The 23,231-nt window shown below is 40.8% G+C and carries 25 protein-coding genes; all 25 read left to right on the top strand.

What is annotated here, in order from left to right; all coding sequences use genetic code 11:
• Positions 1 to 150 precede the first annotated feature (150 nt).
• The 25 genes from spoIVA (at position 151) to EBQ12_RS13020 (ending at position 23,229) form a co-directional block, all read left to right on the top strand.
• The gene (gene spoIVA, locus EBQ12_RS12900; protein ID WP_008344534.1) at positions 151 to 1,629 is read left to right on the top strand and encodes a stage IV sporulation protein A; all 1,479 of its coding nucleotides are present in this window, start codon (positions 151 to 153) and stop codon (positions 1,627 to 1,629) included.
• Between the two features lie 374 nt (positions 1,630 to 2,003).
• Positions 2,004 to 2,282: a non-specific DNA-binding protein Hbs gene (hbs, locus tag EBQ12_RS12905; protein ID WP_003215863.1), complete on the top strand. Its 279-nt coding sequence runs from the start codon at positions 2,004 to 2,006 to the stop codon at positions 2,280 to 2,282.
• Between the two features lie 190 nt (positions 2,283 to 2,472).
• Positions 2,473 to 3,042 carry a GTP cyclohydrolase I FolE gene (folE, locus tag EBQ12_RS12910; RefSeq protein ID WP_003215789.1) on the top strand — a complete coding sequence of 190 codons (570 nt, stop codon included), beginning with the start codon at positions 2,473 to 2,475 and terminating at the stop codon, positions 3,040 to 3,042.
• Between the two features lie 23 nt (positions 3,043 to 3,065).
• Positions 3,066 to 3,296 (top strand): trp RNA-binding attenuation protein MtrB, encoded by a 231-nt coding sequence (mtrB, locus tag EBQ12_RS12915; protein WP_008344541.1) that lies wholly within the window; start codon positions 3,066 to 3,068, stop codon positions 3,294 to 3,296.
• A gap of 115 nt (positions 3,297 to 3,411) precedes the next feature.
• Positions 3,412 to 4,179, top strand: coding sequence for a heptaprenyl diphosphate synthase component 1 (locus EBQ12_RS12920; RefSeq protein ID WP_024718505.1), 768 nt, complete (start codon positions 3,412 to 3,414; stop codon positions 4,177 to 4,179).
• A gap of 3 nt (positions 4,180 to 4,182) precedes the next feature.
• Entirely contained in the window at positions 4,183 to 4,887 is a 705-nt protein-coding gene (locus EBQ12_RS12925; RefSeq protein ID WP_007500957.1) for a demethylmenaquinone methyltransferase, read from the top strand.
• Between the two features lie 24 nt (positions 4,888 to 4,911).
• Positions 4,912 to 5,874 carry a heptaprenyl diphosphate synthase component II gene (hepT, locus tag EBQ12_RS12930; protein WP_007500951.1) on the top strand — a complete coding sequence of 321 codons (963 nt, stop codon included), beginning with the start codon at positions 4,912 to 4,914 and terminating at the stop codon, positions 5,872 to 5,874.
• A gap of 129 nt (positions 5,875 to 6,003) precedes the next feature.
• Positions 6,004 to 6,450: a nucleoside-diphosphate kinase gene (gene ndk / locus EBQ12_RS12935; RefSeq protein ID WP_003216015.1), complete on the top strand. Its 447-nt coding sequence runs from the start codon at positions 6,004 to 6,006 to the stop codon at positions 6,448 to 6,450.
• A gap of 144 nt (positions 6,451 to 6,594) precedes the next feature.
• On the top strand, positions 6,595 to 7,371 hold the full coding sequence (locus tag EBQ12_RS12940) for a CheR family methyltransferase (protein ID WP_008344547.1): 777 nt from the start codon (positions 6,595 to 6,597) through the stop codon (positions 7,369 to 7,371).
• Positions 7,372 to 7,447: 76 nt separating this feature from the next.
• Positions 7,448 to 8,620: a chorismate synthase gene (gene aroC, locus EBQ12_RS12945; RefSeq protein ID WP_039165734.1), complete on the top strand. Its 1,173-nt coding sequence runs from the start codon at positions 7,448 to 7,450 to the stop codon at positions 8,618 to 8,620.
• On the top strand, positions 8,620 to 9,711 hold the full coding sequence (gene aroB, locus EBQ12_RS12950; RefSeq protein WP_007500945.1) for a 3-dehydroquinate synthase: 1,092 nt from the start codon (positions 8,620 to 8,622) through the stop codon (positions 9,709 to 9,711). Before aroC ends, aroB begins: the two co-directional genes overlap by 1 nt.
• Positions 9,708 to 10,091, top strand: coding sequence for a chorismate mutase (gene aroH, locus EBQ12_RS12955; protein WP_008344549.1), 384 nt, complete (start codon positions 9,708 to 9,710; stop codon positions 10,089 to 10,091). Before aroB ends, aroH begins: the two co-directional genes overlap by 4 nt.
• A 232-nt stretch (positions 10,092 to 10,323) precedes the next feature.
• Positions 10,324 to 11,871 (top strand): anthranilate synthase component I, encoded by a 1,548-nt coding sequence (trpE, locus tag EBQ12_RS12960; protein WP_081114615.1) that lies wholly within the window; start codon positions 10,324 to 10,326, stop codon positions 11,869 to 11,871.
• Positions 11,843 to 12,865, top strand: a complete 1,023-nt coding sequence (gene trpD, locus EBQ12_RS12965; protein ID WP_047945942.1) for an anthranilate phosphoribosyltransferase — start codon at positions 11,843 to 11,845, stop codon at positions 12,863 to 12,865. The genes trpE and trpD overlap by 29 nt, the downstream gene beginning before the upstream one ends.
• Positions 12,858 to 13,610 (top strand): indole-3-glycerol phosphate synthase TrpC, encoded by a 753-nt coding sequence (trpC, locus tag EBQ12_RS12970; protein WP_024718509.1) that lies wholly within the window; start codon positions 12,858 to 12,860, stop codon positions 13,608 to 13,610. Before trpD ends, trpC begins: the two co-directional genes overlap by 8 nt.
• Entirely contained in the window at positions 13,607 to 14,275 is a 669-nt protein-coding gene (locus tag EBQ12_RS12975) for a phosphoribosylanthranilate isomerase (RefSeq protein WP_125590269.1), read from the top strand. Before trpC ends, EBQ12_RS12975 begins: the two co-directional genes overlap by 4 nt.
• On the top strand, positions 14,256 to 15,455 hold the full coding sequence (gene trpB / locus EBQ12_RS12980; protein WP_007500937.1) for a tryptophan synthase subunit beta: 1,200 nt from the start codon (positions 14,256 to 14,258) through the stop codon (positions 15,453 to 15,455). The genes EBQ12_RS12975 and trpB overlap by 20 nt, the downstream gene beginning before the upstream one ends.
• Positions 15,452 to 16,255 carry a tryptophan synthase subunit alpha gene (trpA, locus tag EBQ12_RS12985; RefSeq protein ID WP_125590270.1) on the top strand — a complete coding sequence of 268 codons (804 nt, stop codon included), beginning with the start codon at positions 15,452 to 15,454 and terminating at the stop codon, positions 16,253 to 16,255. Before trpB ends, trpA begins: the two co-directional genes overlap by 4 nt.
• A gap of 11 nt (positions 16,256 to 16,266) precedes the next feature.
• Positions 16,267 to 17,364 (top strand): histidinol-phosphate transaminase, encoded by a 1,098-nt coding sequence (gene hisC / locus EBQ12_RS12990; protein WP_024718511.1) that lies wholly within the window; start codon positions 16,267 to 16,269, stop codon positions 17,362 to 17,364.
• Between the two features lie 117 nt (positions 17,365 to 17,481).
• Entirely contained in the window at positions 17,482 to 18,597 is a 1,116-nt protein-coding gene (locus EBQ12_RS12995) for a prephenate dehydrogenase (RefSeq protein ID WP_041507024.1), read from the top strand.
• Positions 18,598 to 18,607: 10 nt separating this feature from the next.
• Complete coding sequence (gene aroA, locus EBQ12_RS13000) at positions 18,608 to 19,894, top strand: 3-phosphoshikimate 1-carboxyvinyltransferase (protein ID WP_125590272.1); 1,287 nt, start codon at positions 18,608 to 18,610, stop codon at positions 19,892 to 19,894.
• Positions 19,895 to 20,183: 289 nt separating this feature from the next.
• Positions 20,184 to 21,455, top strand: a complete 1,272-nt coding sequence (locus EBQ12_RS13005; protein WP_125590274.1) for a tetratricopeptide repeat protein — start codon at positions 20,184 to 20,186, stop codon at positions 21,453 to 21,455.
• 75 nt (positions 21,456 to 21,530) lie between these two features.
• Positions 21,531 to 22,070: a ReoY family proteolytic degradation factor gene (locus EBQ12_RS13010; protein WP_008344562.1), complete on the top strand. Its 540-nt coding sequence runs from the start codon at positions 21,531 to 21,533 to the stop codon at positions 22,068 to 22,070.
• Positions 22,071 to 22,131: 61 nt separating this feature from the next.
• Positions 22,132 to 22,578 carry a YpiF family protein gene (locus EBQ12_RS13015; protein ID WP_125590276.1) on the top strand — a complete coding sequence of 149 codons (447 nt, stop codon included), beginning with the start codon at positions 22,132 to 22,134 and terminating at the stop codon, positions 22,576 to 22,578.
• Positions 22,579 to 22,722: 144 nt separating this feature from the next.
• Positions 22,723 to 23,229: a ubiquinol-cytochrome c reductase iron-sulfur subunit gene (locus EBQ12_RS13020; protein ID WP_007500911.1), complete on the top strand. Its 507-nt coding sequence runs from the start codon at positions 22,723 to 22,725 to the stop codon at positions 23,227 to 23,229.
• Positions 23,230 to 23,231: the final 2 nt, after the last annotated feature.

Genomic DNA, 23,231 nt, shown 5'->3' on the forward strand with positions numbered 1-23,231 from the left:
CTAAACATACTCTCAAAACAAAAAAGGTGTCATATTCAAATAGGACAACGTCATACACATATATTGTCCTGACACCTTTCAAGCACCGTTTGATTGAAGTATAGAGTATTTTATTTGAAAACGAGGATAGCAAGTCCGGGAGGGGATCACTTGGAAAAAGTCGATATTTTCAAGGATATCGCTGAACGAACAGGAGGCGATATATATTTAGGAGTCGTTGGAGCTGTTCGTACAGGGAAATCTACGTTTATTAAAAAGTTTATGGAGCTCGTGGTGCTCCCGAATATCAATAATGAGGCAGACCGTGCAAGAGCACAGGATGAATTGCCGCAAAGCGCAGCAGGAAAAACCATTATGACCACAGAGCCAAAATTTGTGCCAAATCAAGCGGCATCCATTCACGTGAGTGACGGCCTGGATGTCAACATTAGGCTTGTCGATTGTGTAGGCTACACCGTGCCTGGTGCACGTGGGTATGAAGATGAAAATGGTCCGAGAATGATTAATACGCCGTGGTATGAAGAGCCAATCCCGTTTCATGAAGCAGCGGAAATTGGTACACGCAAGGTCATTCAAGAGCATTCAACCATTGGTGTTGTGATTACAACAGATGGATCAATTGGGGAAATCCCAAGACATGACTATATTGAATCAGAAGAACGTGTCATTGACGAACTCAAAGAAGTTGGAAAGCCGTTTATTATGGTGATCAACTCTGTGAGACCTTATCACCCTGAAACAGAAGCACTGCGGCAGGAACTTAGTCAAAAATATGATATTCCTGTACTCGCGATGAGTGTCGAAAGTATGAGAGAACAAGACGTCCTCAGTGTACTTCGTGAAGCATTATATGAATTCCCAGTGCTTGAGGTGAATGTGAACCTGCCAAGCTGGGTCATGGTACTAAAAGAAGATCATTGGCTAAGAGAGAGTTATCAGGATTCAGTGAAAGAAACCGTCAAGGATATTAAGAGATTAAGAGATGTTGACCGAGTGGTAGGTCAGTTCAGTGAATTCGATTTTATCGAAAGAGCGGGCTTAGCAGGCATTGAAATGGGTCAAGGGATCGCAGAAATTGATCTGTATGCGCCGGATGATCTATATGATCATATCCTAAAAGAAGTGGTTGGTGTGGAAATTAGGGGCAAAGATCACCTTCTTGAGCTCATGCAAGATTTTGCACATGCGAAAACGGAGTATGATCAAGTGTCTGACGCTTTAAAAATGGTGAAGCAGACTGGTTATGGAATTGCGGCACCAGCTTTGTCGGATATGAGTTTAGATGAGCCGGAAATCATTAGGCAAGGATCAAGATTCGGCGTCAGATTAAAAGCAGTCGCGCCATCTATTCATATGATTAAGGTAGATGTAGAAAGTGAGTTTGCACCGATTATCGGAACAGAAAAACAAAGTGAAGAGCTCGTCCGATACTTAATGCAAGACTTTGAAGATGATCCGCTTTCTATCTGGAATTCCGATATATTTGGACGCTCACTCAGCTCGCTTGTCAGAGAAGGCATTCAAGCAAAACTCTCGCTAATGCCGGAAAATGCAAGGTATAAACTAAAGGAAACGCTTGAACGAATTATTAACGAAGGATCAGGCGGTCTGATCGCGATTATTCTATAGGATGTGAGACCTCTCATTGATGGGGGTCTTTTTTTGCGTGCGGGTGAAGTCATAAAAAGACAATTGTATAAAGATTAGTCAGATTCAGGCTGAAATTAGGAATATTCGTTCGCAAAAGTGCCCTTAATCCTTGACGAATAAGGATTCTTCCCTTTAAAATGCTTGATATGGTATTTCATATGTGTTAATCTACTTACAGAAAATCTTCACTTTGTTGGACAAACATTCCTTCAAAGAGAAGTTTTCTAATGAAAAGCCATGTATGACGCTTTCTATACGCTCTTTTTTTCAAAAAAAGTGTATAGAAAGAAGATGAATTGTGAAGAAATGATAACAATCTATTGAATGCATATTTTTGGGAGGAGGTGAAAGGCATGAACAAGACAGAACTTATTAACGCGGTTGCTGAAGCAAGCGAGTTATCTAAAAAAGACGCGACAAAAGCAGTTGATTCTGTTTTTGATACAATTTTAGATGCACTTAAAAATGGTGACAAAATCCAACTTATTGGTTTTGGTAACTTTGAAGTACGTGAGCGTTCAGCTCGTAAAGGACGTAACCCACAAACTGGTGCAGAGATCGAAATCCCTGCAAGCAAAGTACCTGCTTTCAAACCAGGTAAAGCACTTAAAGACGCGGTGGCAGGTAAATAATCGTTATGTGTAATGATCCTATTGAAGGAGTTATACATATACAGTTTCACACTGGTCTAGAAAAGCCCCTTTGATAAGGGGCTTTTCCTTTTGAATCAAATGGTTTGTTTAGAACGCTCTCCTTTGCTTTTAGGATCTGAAGTGTGCTAGAATCTGAATGAAATGTAATCGCCTTTGGAGGATATAATACATGAGTGAAATAAATAAAGAATTAATCGAACACGCGGTACGCGATATATTAAAAGCAATCGGAGAAGATCCAGATCGTGAGGGACTTCTTGATACCCCAAAACGAGTAGCAAAAATGTATGAAGAAGTGTTCTCGGGATTAAATGAAGATCCAAAAGAACATTTTAAAACCATTTTTGGTGAAGATCATGAAGAACTTGTTCTTGTGAAAGATATTGCTTTTCATTCAATGTGTGAACACCATCTTGTGCCATTCTATGGCAAAGCCCATGTCGCTTATATTCCGCGCGGCGGAAAAGTAACGGGACTCAGCAAGCTGGCGAGAGCAGTAGAAGCCGTGGCAAAGCGCCCGCAGCTTCAGGAGCGCATTACATCAACGATTGCAGATAGTATGGTGGAAACTTTAAATCCACATGGTGTGATGATTGTCGTTGAAGCCGAGCATATGTGTATGACGATGCGCGGAGTGAAGAAGCCCGGCGCTAAAACCGTCACTTCAGCCGTACGCGGTACATTTGCAAATGATGCGGCAGCAAGAGCAGAAGTGCTTTCATTTATTAAAAACGACTAATCCATAGATGGAAGGTGAACAGATTGAGTGAAAATAAAGCATCTGATTTTGTGGTGATTAAAGCCATTGATAATGGTGTCAATGTGATCGGCTTAACTAGAGGTTCCGATACAAGATTTCACCATTCCGAAAAGCTCGATAAAGGTGAAGTCATTATCGCACAATTTACTGAGCACACATCAGCCATCAAAGTGCGAGGCGATGCTGTCATTCAAACAAGCTTCGGTGAAATTCAAAGCGAAGCAAAGAAATAACGCACGACTATGCACTTGATAGCATGAAAGTCAGGCCTGATATGGTATAATAAATCTCTATACAATGTAGAGAGCTACATATGAAACTGTAATTTTTGGGACAAGGGTGATATCTTTGCAAGACATCTACGGAATTTTATCTAATCTGAATATAAAATTAAACAAAAAGCTTTCTCATCCTTATTTGGCGAAGCATTTGCGTGCGCCGCTCATCGATGAAGATAAGCTCCTTCTTTTTCATGCAATGTTTGATGAAGCTCAAATCGATGCTGAGAAAAAAGAAAATTATATTTTAACGGCGATGCTTGTGCAAATTGCCCTTGATACCCATGACGAAGTCACAACTGCTGCAGCCATCAAACAAGACGAGTTCAAAAATCGTCAGTTGACCATCCTAGCAGGAGACTATTTCAGCGGTCTCTATTACTCTCTTCTCTCTGACATGAAAGATATTTACATGATCCGTACTCTCGCCACGGCGATCAAAGAGATTAATGAACATAAAATTAGACTATATGATCGATCCATTCAAGATGCAGCCCACTTTTATAAAAGTGTTGCTACAGTAGAATCTGCGCTATTCCAAAGAATTTCTGAGCACTTTCAATTGACGCATTGGAATGAAATTGCAAGTCGCTTCCTTGTTTATAAACGTTTTATGAAACAAGCAGAAGACGACAAACATTTAAAACTTTTTTTGAACGATAGCTATACGGACGCCTATACATGTTTTGACAACTTTGAGAGTGAAGGCTATGAAAAGGCCAAACGATCAATCAAGGAGCATCTAGTTTCATCTCCGATCGTTCAAAAAGAGCTATTAAATCGCTTGGATCATATGAAAAATGAACCTGCGTACCATCAGAAAGTGGAAGAAGGGTAAGTCATGCAGCAATCAAAAGAACAGCGAGTACACGGTGTATTTGAAAAAATTTATAAAAACTATGACCAAATGAACTCTGTCATTAGCTTTAAACAGCATAAAAAATGGCGCGATAAAACAATGAAGCTCATGAATGTTCAAAAAGGAGCCAAAGCACTAGATGTATGCTGCGGAACTGCCGATTGGACGATTGCGCTTGCAGACGCTGTTGGAGAAACAGGCGAGGTCAAAGGCCTTGACTTCAGTAAAAATATGCTGAGTGTTGGCGAAACGAAGGTGAAAACAGGTGGCTACAATCAAATTGAGCTGCTCCACGGCAATGCAATGGAGCTACCTTTTGAGGACAACTCATTTGATTATGTCACAATCGGTTTTGGCCTTCGAAATGTCCCTGATTACTTAACAGTGCTAAAGGAAATGACACGAGTGGTAAAACCCGGTGGAATGGTTGTCTGCCTTGAAACATCACAGCCTGAGATGATTGGGTTTAAACAAGGGTATTATGTCTATTTCAAATACATCATGCCGCTCTTTGGCAAGCTGTTTGCCAAAAGCTATCAGGAGTATTCATGGCTTCAAGAATCAGCCAAAACGTTCCCTGGCATGAAAGAACTGGCGTCTCTTTTTGAAGAGGCCGGTCTGTCTGATGTCTCGTATCATCCATTTACAGGCGGTGTAGCAGCAACACATATCGGAAAGAAGCTTTGAATAAACGATATTTGGGTGAAAATAATGAAACTAAAAGCAATGATTTCTTTTCTAAATCATGATATCGATATAATTGAAAAAGAGCTTGAACAAACCGTTCGCTCTGATTATGCATTATTAAGTGAAGCCGGTCTTCATTTGCTGCAAGCGGGCGGAAAACGAATCCGCCCCGTTTTTGTTCTCCTTTCAGGCATGTTTGGTGACTATGATATTAATAAAATTAAATATGTAGCCGTAGCGCTTGAATTAATTCATATGGCATCACTTGTCCATGACGATGTCATTGATGATGCAGAACTAAGAAGAGGAAAACCGACGATTAAAGCAAAATGGGACAACAGAATTGCGATGTACACGGGGGATTACTTATTTGCAAGGTCACTCGAGTACATGACGAAAATCAATCACCCAATGGCACATGAAATTTTGTCAAAAATGGTCGTCGAGCTCTGTCTTGGGGAAATAGAACAAGTCAAAGATAAATACAACATGGACCAAAACCTTCGTACATATTTAAGAAGAATTAAACGAAAAACAGCCTTGCTTATTGCAGGCAGCTGCCAATTAGGTGCGATTGCAGCTGGAACAGATGAAAAAACACATAAAGCCCTTTACTGGTTTGGGTACTATGTTGGTATGTCGTACCAGATCATTGATGATGTCCTTGATTTTACATCAACTGAAGAAGAATTAGGCAAGCCAGTTGGCGGGGACCTTTTACAAGGAAATGTCACTCTTCCTGTTTTATATGCGCTTCAGAACCCGACGTTAGAAGGTCAGTTGAAGCTGATCAATAGTGAAACGACGGAAAAGCAGCTGAAACCTGTGATTGAACATCTCAAACAAACAGATGCGATCGACCGTTCTATTCGAGTGAGTGAAATGTATTTGAAAAAAGCATTTGAACAGCTCGATCAACTTCCGCGTGGGCGGGCTAAATCTTCATTAGCGTCGATTGCAAAATATATAGGTAAACGAAAATTCTGATCAACGTTTCGTTGATTGGTTTTTTTGTGAAATTTTTTGTCAAAAATTGATTATTATAAAAAAAAATGATACGATCACTTTGTAACAATGTAAGCCTATACATACATAACGACGGGGTGGAAAACGTATATGGACAAAACATTTCTTATGGTCAAGCCTGATGGTGTGGAAAGACAATTAATCGGTGAAATTGTGTCAAGATTCGAAAAAAAGGGGCTTCAGCTTGTTGGAGCAAAGCTCATGAGCATTCCAAAAGAAGTAGCAGAAACACATTACGGAGAGCATAAAGAAAAACCATTTTTCGGTGAATTGGTTGACTTTATTACGTCAGGACCTGTATTTGCGATGGTATGGCAAGGTGAACAAGTCGTAGACGTAACAAGGCAGATAATTGGAAAGACAAATCCGAAGGAAGCGCTTCCAGGAACAATAAGAGGCGACTATGGATTAACTGTTGGCAAAAACATTATCCATGGCTCAGACTCACCAGAAAGTGCCGAAAGAGAAATCAACCTTTTCTTTAAACAAGAAGAACTGACAAACTGGGATCAAACGATCTCAAGCTGGATTTATTAATGTTCAAGCCAAAGTGTTCATCAAATGATCACTTTGGCTTTTTTATATTGAGATTTCTATACGAATTTTCGCATGAGATGATACAAATTTATGATAAAAACAGCTATACTAGGACAAAGATAGATGAGACAGGAGAGGACATTGATGGATCAGTATCAAGTATTTGTTGGAAAATGGAAAAAACTAACTGGGGTAGATCTGAATTTATATAAAGAAGCACAAATGAAACGAAGATTAACATCTCTTTATGATAAAAAAGGATATAAAGATTTTGAGGCATTTGCGTCTGCTCTTGAAAAGGACAAAGCACTATTAGATGAAACGATGGATCGAATGACGATCAATGTGTCAGAATTTTACCGAAACTATCAGCGCTGGGAAGTACTTGATCAAAAAATCCTGCCGCTGCTTTCAAAAAACAGCGGCACCCTAAAAATATGGAGTGCAGCTTGCTCAACTGGAGAAGAGCCGTATACACTCTCAATGTTGCTATCAAGCCATCCGCTTGTGAAGGACTTCCAAATTATTGCAACAGATATAGATGATAAAGTCCTGCAATCTGCGCAAAAAGGAAGATATCATGAACGATCTTTGCAAGAGGTGCCAGATCAAATCAAGCAAAAATATTTCACCAAAGAAGATTCCTCATTTTACACGGTGAAGGATGAGATTCGAAAGCACATTCAATTTAAGAAACACAACCTTTTAGCAGATCCATATGAAAAACAGCTGGATCTCATCGTGTGCAGAAATGTCCTCATCTACTTTACAGAAGAGGCGAAAGAAGAAATTTACTTAAAAATGAGCAGCAGTTTAAAGCAAAACGGCGTATTATTTGTTGGTTCTACAGAACAAATTTTTCACCCAGAAAAGTTTGGATTAACCTCTGCTGATACTTTCTTTTATCAAAAGAAGGGGTAGTAGCTGACTTTTTAGTAGGAAGTGTGTTATTATAGTTTTACTTAAAAGCGTTAATGCGATGAAGGGAGAATAAGTCATGAGGTACTTAACAGCAGGTGAATCACATGGTCCACAACTGACCACAATTATTGAAGGAGTTCCAGCGGGACTTTACATAGAGCAGGATGACATCAATTATGAACTGGCTAGAAGACAAAAAGGTCATGGCCGCGGAAGAAGAATGCAGATTGAAAAAGACCAAGCGAAAGTGTTAAGTGGAGTCCGCCACGGGAAAACATTAGGTTCTCCTATTGCACTTGTTGTTGAAAATAATGATTGGAAGCACTGGACAAAGGTCATGGGTGCAGAGCCAATTACTGAAGAAGAAGAGAGTGAAATGAAGCGTCAAATCTCTCGTCCAAGACCAGGGCATGCGGATTTAAATGGTGCGATTAAATATGGTCACCGTGATATGAGAAACGTATTAGAACGCTCATCAGCACGCGAGACAACGGTTCGTGTAGCAGCAGGTGCAGTAGCGAAACAAATTTTGGCTCACCTTGGAATCAAAGTGGCTGGTCACGTCCTTGAAATTGGTGGAGTAAAAGCTTCCCATACCGCTTATGCATCTATTGAAGATTTGCAAAAAGTAACAGAAGAATCACCTGTTCGCTGCTATGACAGTGAAGCTGGTCAAAAAATGATGGATGCCATTGACGAAGCGAAGAAAAACGGCGATTCAATTGGTGGTATTGTCGAAGTCATCGTTGAAGGGATGCCAGTTGGAGTCGGCAGCTATGTGCACTATGACCGCAAACTGGATAGCAAGCTTGCGGGTGCAGTACTGAGTATCAACGCTTTTAAAGGAGTTGAATTCGGTATTGGCTTTGAGGCGGCTTCTAAAAATGGCAGTGAAGTTCATGATGAAATCATCTGGGATGAAGAAAAAGGCTATACGAGAAAAACAAATCGCTTAGGTGGCCTTGAAGGCGGAATGTCAACTGGCATGCCAATCGTCGTAAGAGGGGTTATGAAACCAATCCCAACCTTATACAAACCATTGCAAAGCGTGGATATTGAGACAAAAGAACCTTTCTCTGCAAGTATTGAGCGTTCTGACAGCTGTGCTGTACCAGCCGCAAGTGTTGTGGCAGAAGCAGTCGTTGCATGGGAAATCGCCAATGCAGTGGTTGAGCAGTTTGGTCTTGATCAAATTGACCGCATTAAAGAAAATGTGGACAAAATGCGCCAGCTTCAGAGGGAGTTTTAATGAAAACACTGGAAGTGAAGACGTCTTCAGCCACTTATCCTGTATATATCGGTGATGGGATTAGACAAAATATCGTAGACTTGATTACTTCCACTGGGCGATCCTACACGAAGCTCTTTATCGTGACAGATTCAGCCGTCGATGCCCTTTATGGAGATGAAATGGTTCAATTACTTAAACAGAAATGGTCTGTACAAAAAGTAGTGGTGCCAAACGGAGAACAATCAAAATCTTTTGCGCAGTTTGAGCAGATTCATACGAAAGCCATCCAATTTCAACTCGACCGCTCCTCATGCATCATTGCATTAGGAGGCGGGGTGATTGGAGACTTGGCTGGCTTTGCTGCTGCCACTTATATGAGAGGCATTGATTTTATTCAAGTACCGACCACGCTGCTTGCACATGATAGTGCAGTCGGCGGAAAAACCGGAATCAATCATCCGCTCGGCAAAAATTTAATTGGTGCGTTTCATCAACCGGCTGCTGTCATCTATGATACAAGTATGCTAGAGACACTCTCACCAATAGAGCTGAGATCAGGCTTTGCAGAAGTGATAAAACATGCACTGATTTCAAGTGAAGTCTTTTTATCAGAACTGATGTCCATTCGTTCGTTGACAGAATTATCAAAGGATGAACTGGCACATATGCTTTATCAAGGGATTCAAGTGAAAGCATCCATTGTTCAAGAAGATGAAAAAGAACAAGGTGTGCGGGCATACTTGAATTTAGGTCATACACTAGGGCATGCCATTGAAGCGGAGTATGGATACGGTGCGATCACGCATGGAGATGCCATTGCAATTGGCATGCAGTTTGCTTTATATGTCAGTGAAAAAGAGCAAGGACTCAGCCTAGATCGTGAGAAACTTAAAGTGTGGATGAAAGAACTAGGGTTCCCAGTACAAGTCACACAAACGATTTCAACCAAAACATTTGTCGATCGCATGATTGGTGATAAGAAGGCAAGAGGCGGGAGTGTTCAGTTTGTTTTGCTAAAACAAGTTGGAGACGTCACCCTGCAATCTTTCACAAAAGATGAGCTGTATCACTGGCTCGAAGAATGGAAACGGGAGGAGGGCTGTCTATGATGTTTCGCGGGATACGCGGGGCTACAACTGTGACAGAAGATACAGAAACAGAAGTGTTAACCAAAACGAAGCAGCTACTAGAAGCGATCATTTCAAAAAATCAAGTAGATCCAGAGCGTGTCGTGCAGATCTTGATTTCAGCTACACAAGATATTCACTCTGTTTTTCCAGCAAAAGCACTCAGGCAGTTTGAAGGATGGACCTATGTGCCTGTTACTTGTATGCAAGAGCTTGACATTGATGGAGGTCTAAAGAAGTGTATTCGCGTTTTAATGACCGTTCAGACAGATGTCAAGCAGGAAGACATCCAGCACGTATACTTGGAAGAGGCTGTCACGCTTCGGCCTGATTTACAGTTGACAAAAAACAAGGAATTATAATACGATATGAACAGCCGAAGTTTACACACAGGTGTGAACGGCATTGCAAGCTTAGAGAAGATGAGAATGAGACTAGGGTAGTTGAGATGAGTAGAGTTGAGCAGAGATACGATACTTCTATTTAATCATACTGCCTAAAAGAGCGAAGCCTCTTTTAGGCTTATTTCGTATACTCAAACAAATCCTCAAGATGTCCCCTCATTCTCCTTAAATCCATTTAAGGAGTGTGCTTATGAAATCCCAATCAAATCTTACCCAATTTTTAAGAGATAGTCAGTTTTACAAAACCATCCCGATTGTTGAAACCATTACAGTTGATACGCTCTCACCCATTCAAATTGTTGAGAAACTGAAACAGGATATTGTGTATTTGCTAGAAAGCAAAGACGAATCTTCTAGCTGGTCGAGATATTCCTTTATCGGATTACATCCTTTTTTAACATTACATGACGAGCAAGACCATTATATTGCTCGTGACGCTGCGGGAAAGTCAGTGATGCAAAAAGCGGAGCTGAAAGAGTTGCTTGACTGGATGAAAGAGCAATATCAAATCAAGACACCTGAAATTGATATCCCATTTACTGGCGGAGCTGTAGGGTACTTAAGTTACGACCTCATTCCAAACATTGAGCCGTCTGTCAAGCCGCATCCGAATGCATCAACAACAGATAATTGCACATTATTTGTTTGCCAAACAATGATTGCATTTGATCACGAAACAAACCAAGTTCATTTTATTCAGTACACGCAGCTGAACGGTCATGAAACAGAGGAAGAAAAAATTCTGGTTTATCGAGAAAATCAAAAGCAGCTTGAACTGATGGTACAGCAGCTTCATACAAAAATTGATATGAAAGAACTGATTATCTCAGGGAATATGAATGAACCCCCTTCGTTTGAACAGGTGACGTCTACCTATGAAAAAGCAAAATTTTTAAAGGATGTCGAAAAAATCAAGGAGTATATTCGAGCGGGTGATATCTTCCAGGGTGTACTTTCTCAGCGTTTTGACATTCCAGTGACAGTGAGCTCATTTGAATTATATCGTGTGCTTCGGATCGTCAATCCATCACCGTATATGTATTTTATGAAATTAAAAGATCGAGACTTAGTCGGAAGCTCGCCAGAACGATTAATCCATGCGAAAAACGGACACTTAGAAATCCATCCAATTGCTGGTACAAGAAAACGAGGAATGACAAAAGAAGAAGATGATGCACTAGCAAGAGAGTTGCTCGATGATGAAAAAGAAAAAGCAGAACATTACATGCTGGTGGATCTGGCTCGAAATGATGTGGGACGTGTGGCAGAATACGGCAGTGTGTCTGTCCCAACTTTTACAAAAGTCGTAAATTTTTCGCACGTCATGCACATTATTTCTATTGTGACAGGGAAGTTGAAGCAGGATACACATCCAGTAGACGCACTTATGTCCGCTTTCCCAGCAGGCACATTGACAGGCGCCCCCAAAATTAGGGCGATGCAATTATTAAACGAAATGGAGCCTGAGCCAAGAGAGACGTATGGCGGCTGTATTGCCTATATTGGTTTCGACGGCAATATCGATTCCTGTATTACCATTCGCACAATGAGCGTCAAACATCAGACTGCTTCTATACAAGCAGGCGCCGGCATTGTCGCTGATTCCGTTCCAGAAAACGAATGGGAAGAGACATGTAATAAGGCAGGAGCACTTCTAAAAGCCATTCAGCTTGCTGAACATATTTTCTCAGAAAAGGAGAGTGTGCCAAATGAATCAACGACTATCAGCTCTTGTTAATGGAGGAAAACTATCAGAAAAAGAAGCGAATGACCTGATGCATGATATGATGAGCGGCTCGTTAACAGATGCTGAAGTCGCTGCTAGTCTATCTATTTTAGCGCATCGAGGAGAAACCGCCGAAGAAATGACAGGCTTTGTGAAAGCCATGAGGCAGCATGCAGCACCAGTAGAAAGGTCACTTGATGTCGTTGATACGTGCGGGACAGGAGGCGACGGTTTATCAACATTTAATATATCAACAGCCGCTGCCATCGTTGCTTCGGCTGCTGGGGCGAAAATCGCCAAGCACGGAAATCGTTCCGTCTCCTCTAAAAGCGGGAGTGCTGACGTGCTAGAATGTCTTGGTATTCAAATTCAATCCACACCTGAAGAAACAAGACGTCAAATACAGCAGAAAAACATGGGCTTTTTATTTGCACCGCTCTATCATTCTTCTATGAAACAAGTAGCCGCCGTACGCAAGCAGCTCGGATTTCGGACGGTATTTAACTTATTAGGACCGCTTTGCCACCCGATGCAGGCCAAAAAGCAAATCATCGGTGTGTATGCAAAGGAAAAGGCAAAGCTCATGGCGAAAGCTCTTGCTCCTTTAGAGCCAGAACATGTCCTGTTTGTTTGCGGAGATGATGGGCTGGATGAATTAACCATTACAGCAAATTCATACATCATTGAACTCAAAAAAGGTGTCATGACAGAATATACGTTAAACCCAGAAGACTTCGGACTTGAAAAAGGGCATTTATCAGACATTCAGGTTCAATCACCAGAAGAAAGTGCCAAATTGATTCAGAATATATTGAATTATCAAGCGGGTGGAGCACCGCTTCATATTACAGCGCTTAATGCTGGGGCCGCATTATATGTGGCAGGAAAAGCAGAGAGTCTGATGGCAGGCACAATGAAAGCATTAGAAACGATCAAAAACGGATCAGCTAAAGAACAATTAGCCCGTCTAAAACAAAAAACGAAAGAGGAAGAGATCTATGCTTAATCAAATTATCGCCCGTAAAAAAGAACATGTGCAAACCTTGCAATTACCTGAGGAAGGACATTATGAAAGACAATCATTTAAAGAAGCCCTTATGAATCCTCACCGGTCGATCGGACTGATTGCTGAGGTGAAAAAAGCGTCTCCTTCCAAAGGAATCATTCAGCCTCATTTTGATCCTTTACAGACAGCAAAAGCATACGAAGCATCAAATGCAGATTGTTTATCTGTCTTAACGGATGAACCGTTTTTCCAAGGGAAAAACGAATATTTGTCTCTTATTAAAGAACACATCACACGTCCTATTTTAAGAAAAGATTTCATTATTGACTCTATACAAGTAGAAGAATCGAAACGGATAGGGGCAGATGCCATTTTATTAATTGGAGAGGTGCTTGAGCCGCAAAAGCTGTATGAGCTCTATACAGAAGCGAAAGAAAAAGGACTGGATGTCCTCGTTGAAGTACATGCAGCACATACACTAGAAAAGATCTTACACCTATTCACTCCTGAGATTATCGGTGTGAACAACCGGAATCTCAATACGTTTACAACAACTGTTGAACAAACAAAAGAGATTGCGCCGCTTGTTCCAAAAGACGTATTACTAGTAAGTGAAAGCGGGATAAAGACATTTGATGATCTGACCTTTGTGAAACAGCACGGAGCAAATGCCGTTCTTGTTGGTGAATCTTTAATGAGGGAACAATCACAGGAGAAAGCCGTTCAGGCATTGTTCGGAGAATGAAGGAGAGTAAGCCTTACTTAAAATATTGCGGGGCTGTCTCACAAGAGGATGTCGCATGCATCTCGCAATCTCAAGCGGATGCCATCGGTTTTATTTTTGCGCCGAGTAAAAGACGAGTTGATCCAGATCAAGTGAAACACTGGCTGTCAAAAGTAAAATGCAAAAAAGAGATAGTGGGGGTATTTGTGAATGAAAAAACACCAAAAGTGTGCGAGATCACAAACAACCTCCCCTTAGATATTGTGCAGCTTCATGGCGATGAGACGCCAGAAGATGCAAGCGACATCAAACAACAAACGAAGGCGCTCGTTTGGAAAGTGTTCCATCACGAGCACGATGTAAACGACACACTTGAACATATGACGGCATTTGCTCCAAGTGTCGACGGCTTTCTCATTGATGCGAAAGTAAAAGGAATGAGAGGCGGTTCTGGAACAGCTTTTGCATGGGAGGCGGTGCCTTCATATGTTCAGCATGCAAAACAACTGGGAAAAACTTGCGCCATTGCTGGCGGGATCACGCCAGACACCATAATAGATCTGCTTGCTTTTGGTCCAGACGCCATAGACCTTTCAAGCGGTATAGAAGAAAACGGGAAGAAAAGCAGTACAAAGATGAAAGTGCTCGAAGAAAGGATGTTGAACCATGTACGCATATCCAAATGAGATTGGCAGATATGGAGAATTTGGAGGGAAATTCGTTCCTGAAACGCTCATGCAGCCACTAGAAGAGATCGAACAAGCTTTTCGTGAATTAAAAGAAGACCCTGCTTTTCAAAAGGAATATATATCGCTTTTGAAAAACTATTCAGGCAGACCAACTGCACTCACATACGCTGATCAATTATCGGCATATCTCGGCGGTGCTAAAATCTATTTAAAAAGAGAAGATTTAAACCATACAGGCGCTCATAAAATTAACAATGCGCTTGGGCAGGCACTGCTAGCGAAAAAAATGGGGAAATCAAATATCATCGCCGAAACAGGAGCAGGTCAGCACGGTGTAGCTGCTGCAACAGTGGCCGCAAAATTCGGTTTATCCTGCACTGTATTTATGGGAAAAGAAGATGTGGAAAGACAATCACTCAATGTGTTCCGAATGAAACTGCTCGGCGCTGAAGTCATACCTGTCACAAGCGGGAACGGAACATTAAAGGATGCAACCAATGAAGCCATTCGCTATTGGGTCCAGCATTGCAGTGACCACTTTTATATGATCGGCTCAGTCGTTGGACCTCATCCGTATCCTCAAATCGTCAGTGAATTTCAGCGGATGATCGGAGATGAGGCAAAAGCGCAGATACTTGAAAAGGAAGGGCAGCTTCCTCATAAAGTCGTTGCCTGTGTTGGCGGAGGGAGCAATGCGATAGGAATGTACCGGGCGTTCTTAGATGAAGAGGTCGATATCATTGGTGTAGAAGCTGCTGGGAAAGGAATCGACACTCCGCTTCATGCAGCGACCATCACGAAAGGGACAAAAGGTGTCATACATGGATCTTTGACATACTTGATTCAAGATGAATTTGGTCAAATTATTGAGCCTTATTCGATTTCAGCTGGATTAGACTATCCGGGGATCGGGCCAGAGCATGCGTATTTGCATGCGAGCGGCCGGGTTCAATATGTGAGTGCGACAGATCAAGAAGCACTAGATGCGTTAAAGCTGCTCACAGAAAAAGAAGGAATCCTGCCAGCGATCGAATCTGCACATGCTTTAGCGAAAGCGTTTGAAATGAGCCAGAACATGAGTGAAGACGACATTGTTCTTGTCTGCTTGTCAGGCAGAGGAGATAAGGACGTGCATACATTAATGAATGTGCTTGAAAGTGAGGGTGAAACAAAATGATCACATTTCAATTAGAGCAAGGTCAGAAATTATTTATTCCATTTATTATAGCGGGTGATCCATCAGAAGAGATCACCATTGATTTAGCCCTCGCGCTTCAAGCAGCAGGGGCACATGCGATTGAACTAGGTGTTCCGTATTCCGATCCGTTAGCGGACGGCCCCGTCATTCAAAGAGCTTCTAAAAGAGCACTTCATCATGGTATGAATATCGTAAAAGCGATAGAATTAGCAGGAAAGATGAAAAAAAACGGCGTAAAAATTCCTGTAATTCTATTTACGTATTATAATCCTGTGTTACAATTAGACACAGAATACTTTTTCGCTTTACTGCGCAAAAATCATATTTCGGGGCTCTTAACACCCGACTTGCCTTTTGAAGAGAGTAGCGAGCTGCAGAAGAGCTGTCAAGCACACGACATTTCATATATATCACTCGTTGCACCAACAAGCAAGGAACGATTAGAAAAAATTGTAGAGCAGGCAGAAGGTTTTGTGTATTGTGTTTCATCTCTCGGCGTCACAGGTGTCAGACAATCTTTCGACGCATCGATTACAGATTTTATTCAACAAGTAAAACAGTTGAGTCAAATACCAGTTGCTGTAGGTTTTGGTATTTCAACAAGAGAACAAGTAGACTCAATGAATAAAATGAGTGATGGTGTCGTTGTCGGCAGTGCGCTAGTCAAAAAAATTGAAGAGCTTCAAGAACAATTAGTAGCAAGTGATACACGCCAAGAGGCTTTAAGAGAATTTGAAACATATGCAAAAACATTTAGTCCCCTCTATTCATTCAAATGAGGTGAAACATTTTGCAAATCAAAGATCAATTAAAACAGCTAAAACCGTATCAACCTGGGAAACCAATTGAAGAGGTCAAAAAAGAATATCAATTAGACAAAATTGTGAAATTGGCTTCAAATGAAAACCCTTTTGGATGTTCCACACATGCAAGAGAGGCCATACAAGCTGAACTTGAACATTTAGCGATTTATCCAGACGGATACAGCGCAAGTTTAAGAACGGAACTGGCTGAGTTTCTTCAAGTAAATGAAAAACAATTAATATTCGGGAATGGCTCAGATGAACTTGTGCAAATTATTGCTAGGGCATTCCTTGATCAACATACAAATACGGTGATCCCATCCCCGTCATTCCCGCAATACCGTCACAATGCAGTGATTGAGCATGCAGAGATTAGAGAAGTACCACTTCTAAATGGTGGAGCTCATGATCTAAAGGGAATGCTGGATGCGATGGATGACAACACAAAAGTCGTTTGGGTGTGTAACCCGAACAATCCGACAGGAAATCATTTGTCAGAGTCTGAGCTCGTATCGTTTTTAGATCAAGTGCCTGCTCACGTGCTTGTCGTTCTAGATGAAGCATATTTTGAATATGTTCGCGCGGAAGACTTTCCGAACAGTTTATCTCTATTAAAAGCCTATCAAAATGTCATTGTACTGCGCACGTTCTCTAAAGCATATGGACTTGCGGCACTTCGAGTAGGTTATGGGGTTGCCTCAGAGGAGTTGATTACCGCCATTGAACCTGCGAGAGAGCCCTTTAATACAAGTCGTATCGCTCAGGCAGCTGCACGTGCAGCCATTAAAGATCAAGACTTCATTCAATCGTGCAGACAAAAAAATGAAGCAGGTCTCAAACAATATCAAGATTTTGCAGACCGTTTTGGATTATTTATCTATCCATCTCAAACAAACTTTGTGCTGATTGATTTTAAAAGAGACGCAGATGAGCTGTTCAATGCACTTTTGAAAAAGGGCTATATCGTTCGATCTGGTCAAGCTCTCGGATTCCCAACCTCTTTACGTATTACTGTTGGAACAAAGGAGCAAAATGAAGAAATCCTAACTACACTTGCCGATTTATTACAAGGCATTCGTGCGTAGCATAACAATGAAGTCATATCCTGTTTATGGGATATGGCTTTCGTTGTAACTCATCCAATATACATATAAGCTATTGAAACAGCTTGTTTAATTTTCTCGAAAAATCAGGTGATGAACATGAATGAAGCAAACGAAACCATATTAATCGCTGGGCTTGGTTTAATTGGTGGTTCTATTGCACTGTCGATTAAAAAAGAATTTCCACATAAAAAAATTGTAGGCTATGATGTCTCTAAAGAACAAATGATTGCTGCAACAAAACTAGGAATCATCGACGCGACTGCCGAGTCCTTGATGGAAGGCTTAAAAGCATCAGCAACGATTATTTTGGCAACGCCAGTACAACAAACCGTCAAAATGTTAAGTGATATTGCAGCATCTGGTATTGAAAGAGAGCTCACGATTACGGATGTAGGGAGCACAAAGCAAAAGGTCGTTCACTTTGCTGAAAAAACGTTGCCTGATCATTACCAATTTATTGGCGGGCATCCGATGGCAGGGTCTCATAAGTCAGGTGTCATTGCAGCAAAAGACTTTTTATTTGAAAATGCATTCTACATTTTAACGCCAGCAAAGGTAACAAGTCGTCAAGCTGTTGACCGTTTGAAGGATCTACTGAAGGGAACCAATGCTCATTTCATTGAAATGACACCCGAAGAACATGATGCTGTGACAAGTGTGATTAGTCACTTTCCACACATCGTCGCTGCCAGTCTTGTGCATCAAGCGCATCATTTTGAAGAAGAATTTCCTCTTGTAAAACGGTTTGCTGCTGGAGGCTTTCGAGATATTACCCGTATTGCATCAAGTAATCCTGCAATGTGGCGCGATATCCTTTTGCACAATAAAAACAAGATTTTAGACCGATTTCATGAATGGAAAAAAGAGATTGACCGCATTGAATCCTTTGTGCAACAAGAAGATGCTGAGGGGTTATTCTCTTATTTCCAAGAGGCCAAGGAATATCGCGACGGCCTGCCTCTGAGGAAAAAAGGAGCGATCCCTGCTTTTTATGATCTTTATGTCGATGTGCCGGATCATCCAGGTGTTATTTCGGAAATTACAGGATATCTAGCAAATGAAAACATCAGTATTACAAATATCCGTATTATTGAAACGCGAGAAGACATTAACGGGATTTTACGCATTAGTTTTCAAACAGATAATGATCGAAAGCGGGCAGAACTCTGTATAAAAAATAGAGCAAATTACGATACATTTTATGCTGATTGAGGTGAGGAACATGAAAATTCATAAAAGTGCTCCTATGAATGGAGAAATTCATATTCCAGGAGATAAATCCATTTCTCATAGATCTGTGATGTTTGGCGCTATTGCTGACGGGACTACAGTAGTAAAAAACTTTCTTCCTGGCGCTGATTGTTTAAGCACGATCGATTGTTTTAGAAAGATGGGTGTCGACATCGAACAAAAAGGTACAGATGTTGTCATTCATGGTAAGGGACTAAAAGGACTTAAAGAGCCGAGTGATATTCTCGATGTCGGTAACTCTGGCACGACCATTCGTTTAATGATGGGAATCTTGGCTGGCTGTGAGTTCCACAGTACGCTGATCGGAGACGAAAGTATTGCCAAAAGACCGATGAAACGGGTAACAGGTCCGCTCAGACAATTAGGAGCCAAGATAGATGGTAGAGCAAGTGGCGAGTATACACCGCTTTCTATACGTGGGGGTAATTTAAAAGCTATCTCTTATGAGTCTCCGGTTGCCAGTGCCCAGATTAAGTCGGCTGTCCTTCTAGCTGGACTGCAGGCAGAAGGAACAACGACGTTAACTGAACCGCATAAATCAAGAGACCATACCGAAAGAATGTTATCAATGTTTGGTGTCTCGCTACATGAAGATGCACAAAGTGTTTCAATTGAAGGTGGACAAACGTTAAAAGCAACAGATGTATTTGTCCCTGGAGATATTTCTTCAGCTGCATTTTTCTTAGTGGCTGGATCTATCGTTCCAAACAGCCGGATTGTATTGAGAAATGTCGGTTTGAACAAAACGAGAACTGGTATAATAGATGTGCTAAAACAAATGGGTGCAGACCTCGACATTCAAGAAGTGGATGCTAAAGGCGGAGAACCGTACGGTGATTTAACGATCTCTACCTCTTCATTAAAAGGGATCGACATTTCAGGTGATATGATCTCTAGACTCATCGACGAAATTCCTATTATTGCGCTCCTAGCTACTCAAGCAGAAGGAACAACGATCATTAAAGATGCCGCTGAATTAAAAGTGAAAGAAACCAATCGGATTGATACAGTCGTTTCAGAACTTAAAAAACTAGGTGCTCATATTGAAGCAACAGATGATGGAATGAAGATTCATGGTAAAGCGAGCCTTAAAGGCGGTGCATTCGTCTCAAGCTACGGAGATCATCGAATTGGTATGATGTTAGGAATTGCGGCATGTATAACAGAGCAAGCAATCGAGATTGAAGATACAGATGCAGTACGTGTATCTTACCCAAATTTCTTTGAACACATTGAATACTTAACGCAAACAGTCTGAGGATTTCCTCAGGCTTTTTCTTTCCTTTTGCATATTTGAAAGAACTATAGCATAGCTTGTCTCAAGGTGAAACCTTGAAAAAGAGCATTTTGCTGATTCAAAAACAATTTTTTAGCGTATTCGGTTTACAAATCATCAGTTTAGTAAAGTATTGATTGAAAAAGAGTCTTCAAAACACAAAAATGGCTTCATGTTAAAAGAGCAACATATTTGCTGGATATGCAGCTGTCGATTATGATATGAAGTAACAACAGTTTAGGTTTTTGGAAACAGAAAGGAACGGTTTGATTTGAATAGTTCATTACAAGAAGCCATAAAATTAGTTGAGGCGGATGAGACTGAAAAGGGACTCCAAACACTTGCTCAAGCAGAGAAGCATCTTCATGATGAAGAAAAAGCGCAGGCAGCTCAATTATATTATGACTGGGGAGATATTGATAAAGCACGGAATCTCATTAGTGATTTACATGATTTATATCCAGAAGAAACAGGATTAACCTGTTTTTATGCAGAGCTGTTAATAGACTCTGATGAAGAAGAGAAGGCAATAGCAGTTCTTGAAACGATTCCTGAAGATGACGATGCGTATCCAGAGAGTTTATTGTTAATGGCAGATTTGTATCAAATGCAAGGACTATTTGAAGTTAGTGAACAAAAGCTTTTAAAAGCGAAAGAGTTACTACCTCATGAAGCCGTCATTGATTTTGCTTTAGGGGAATTGTATTTTTCTCAAGGTCTTTCAAAGAAAGCAGCCGACTATTTCTACAAAGTGGCCGATCAACAAAATGAAATTGGTGGTGTCAATGTATATCAGCGGCTCGCTGAATCATTAAGCACAGCTGGAGAATTTGAAGATGCCCTTGAATGGTATGAAAAGGCTGTAAAGGATCAAGTGGATCCAAATACACTTTTTGGCTACGGATTTACAGCGATGAGGGCTGGCAGAACGAAAACGGCTATTCAGCAGCTCTCTGAACTAAAAGATATTGATCCTTCGTATTCGTCACTTTATATGCCTTTAGCCAAAAGCTATGAGGAAGAAGGGCTATATCATGAAGCTTTAGAGATAGTAAAAGAAGGAATTAAAGTGGATGAGTATAACAAAGAGTTATATTTATATGGGGCAAAGATTGATTTGAAAAATGGCCATTCGGAAGATGCGAAAAAATTGCTTCAAGAAGCACTTGCTCTTGATCCAGGATATATTGAAGCGGTTCAAACGCTGCTTGCGATCTATTTAAATGAAGAGCTGTTTGATGAAATTCTGGATGTGATTAAAGAGGTTCAAAGCTTTGGGGAAGAAGATCCAAAATGGAATTGGTATGCTGCTTCTGCTTCTGTCGGACGAGAAGAATACGATGAAGCCGCTGAGTATTTCAAACTTGCTCTGCCTGATTTTGATGAGGAACGTGACTTTTTATATGAATATGCTTCGTTCCTTTTAGAAGAAGGCAGACAAAAAGAAGCCTTGCCGTTATTACGAAAAGTTCTTCAGAAAGATGGCACGAATGAAGAAATTGAAGAAAAGATTTTAAGAATTGAAGACGAAATTTCCTTATAGTTTGCAGGAATGAAGAATTGGTTTGTTGAATAATTCATGTATAGCAATTTAATTTACGATAGAGGAGGGAATAACATGCAGACCCCTGTTTCTGTCAATGAAAAGAAGGAATTTATCCGGTGGTTCTTAAACCATTATCAGTTAAAGCGAAGAGAGTGTGTTTGGATATTAAATTATTTAATGAGTCACGACTCTTTGATGGAAAAGGTTCATTTTGTAGAGCAAGCAGAATTTTGCCCAAGGGGAATTATTATGTCAACACACTGTGTGGATGAAGTTCCCTTTAGATTTTATAAAGAAAATATCATGACGACAGATGCAGAAAAATCATTTCATGATATTCGTTTGAATAAACAGCAAGATTTGTTTATTCAATTGAATTTCCGATCTGCATATCGTTCGCCGGAATATGCCGCTGTACTTGAAACAAATCCTCATATTCCTAAAGATCTTTATGAAAATGAAAAAGATAAAGATCTTGCTGAGAAAGTGCTAGAGCATTCTATCGCTACTTTCCAAAAAGAACGGCTGATGAAAGAAATCGATGAAGCGCTTGACCGTCATGATCAAGAAACATTTAATAAGTTAGCAAAAGAATTAAGCCTATTATCATAAACCAAGCCAATAAGCCTTGCCCTATACAGGCAGGGCTTATGTGATGAAAGAGGGGAACTAGATGAAGTTTCAGGCGGAGGACGCGGATCTCTTTTTACAATCTAAAGATTACATTGATACCGCTATCATTCCATTAGTTGGGATAAATGCAAGCCATATCAAACAAACCGTGTCTTTAGGTGAGTTTACAACGCTTGTGACAGAGGATCTTGAAAGGCAACTGAAAGGCAGAGTGTTTCTTTTTCCTCCACATACATATTTAGAAGTAAATAATCGTAAGCAAGAAGACATACTTGCACTAAAACAATCATTGCAAGAACATTTTCAGCATGTTGTGTTTATCACATCTGATAACAAATGGAAAGAACAGCTAGAAGTGAGCGAATCGGCATTTATATTGCAGTCTGTTCCGCTTGAGCATTTAAAGGTCAATTTAAAGCAAAAAGTCATTCAAGACAGTGTAGAACAAATTTTGAACTTTTTGTTACAAAAATGGAACCCGTCATAAAAACCCTTACATTTGCATTGTACATAGCTTTTTAGGCTGTTGACCTTGTGAATAGATTGATATATTATGAGGGTGTCCTAGTTTTATGAAATTTTTTCTAATTCAGTTATAAAGTAGCTGACGACCTGAGGGGGGGAGAAAAAAATGAGCGAGAAGAGACATGGAGTGTCCAGGCGTCAATTTTTGAATTACACGTTGACCGGCGTGGGGGGATTTATGGCCGCTGGAATGCTCATGCCTATGGTTCGCTTTGCGCTTGACCCTGTGCTAAAAGGAACAGAGGATCAGGATATGGTTCAAGTTGTCAGTGTAGATGAACTGACAAAAGAACCGAAGCGCTTTGACTTTAAAATTGATCAAGTAGATGCATGGTATGAGTCAAAGGAATCTAGGTCTGCATGGGTGTACAAAGAAGGGGATGAAATTGTCGCTTTATCGCCAATCTGTAAACATTTAGGATGTACAGTGAACTGGAACAGTGATCCGAAAAATCCAAACAAATTTTTCTGCCCATGCCATTATGGGCTGTACGACAAGGATGGTACAAACGTACCCGGAACTCCGCCGCTTGCTCCGCTTGACCATTATAAGCAGCAAGTGAAGGACGGATACCTCTATCTTGGAAAAGCTGTGCCGAAAGGGGAAGGGTAACG

It is taken from the genome of Bacillus sp. 2B09, from assembly GCF_003946835.1.
In the GTDB taxonomy this organism is placed as follows: Bacteria; Bacillota; Bacilli; order Bacillales; family Bacillaceae; genus Bacillus; species Bacillus altitudinis.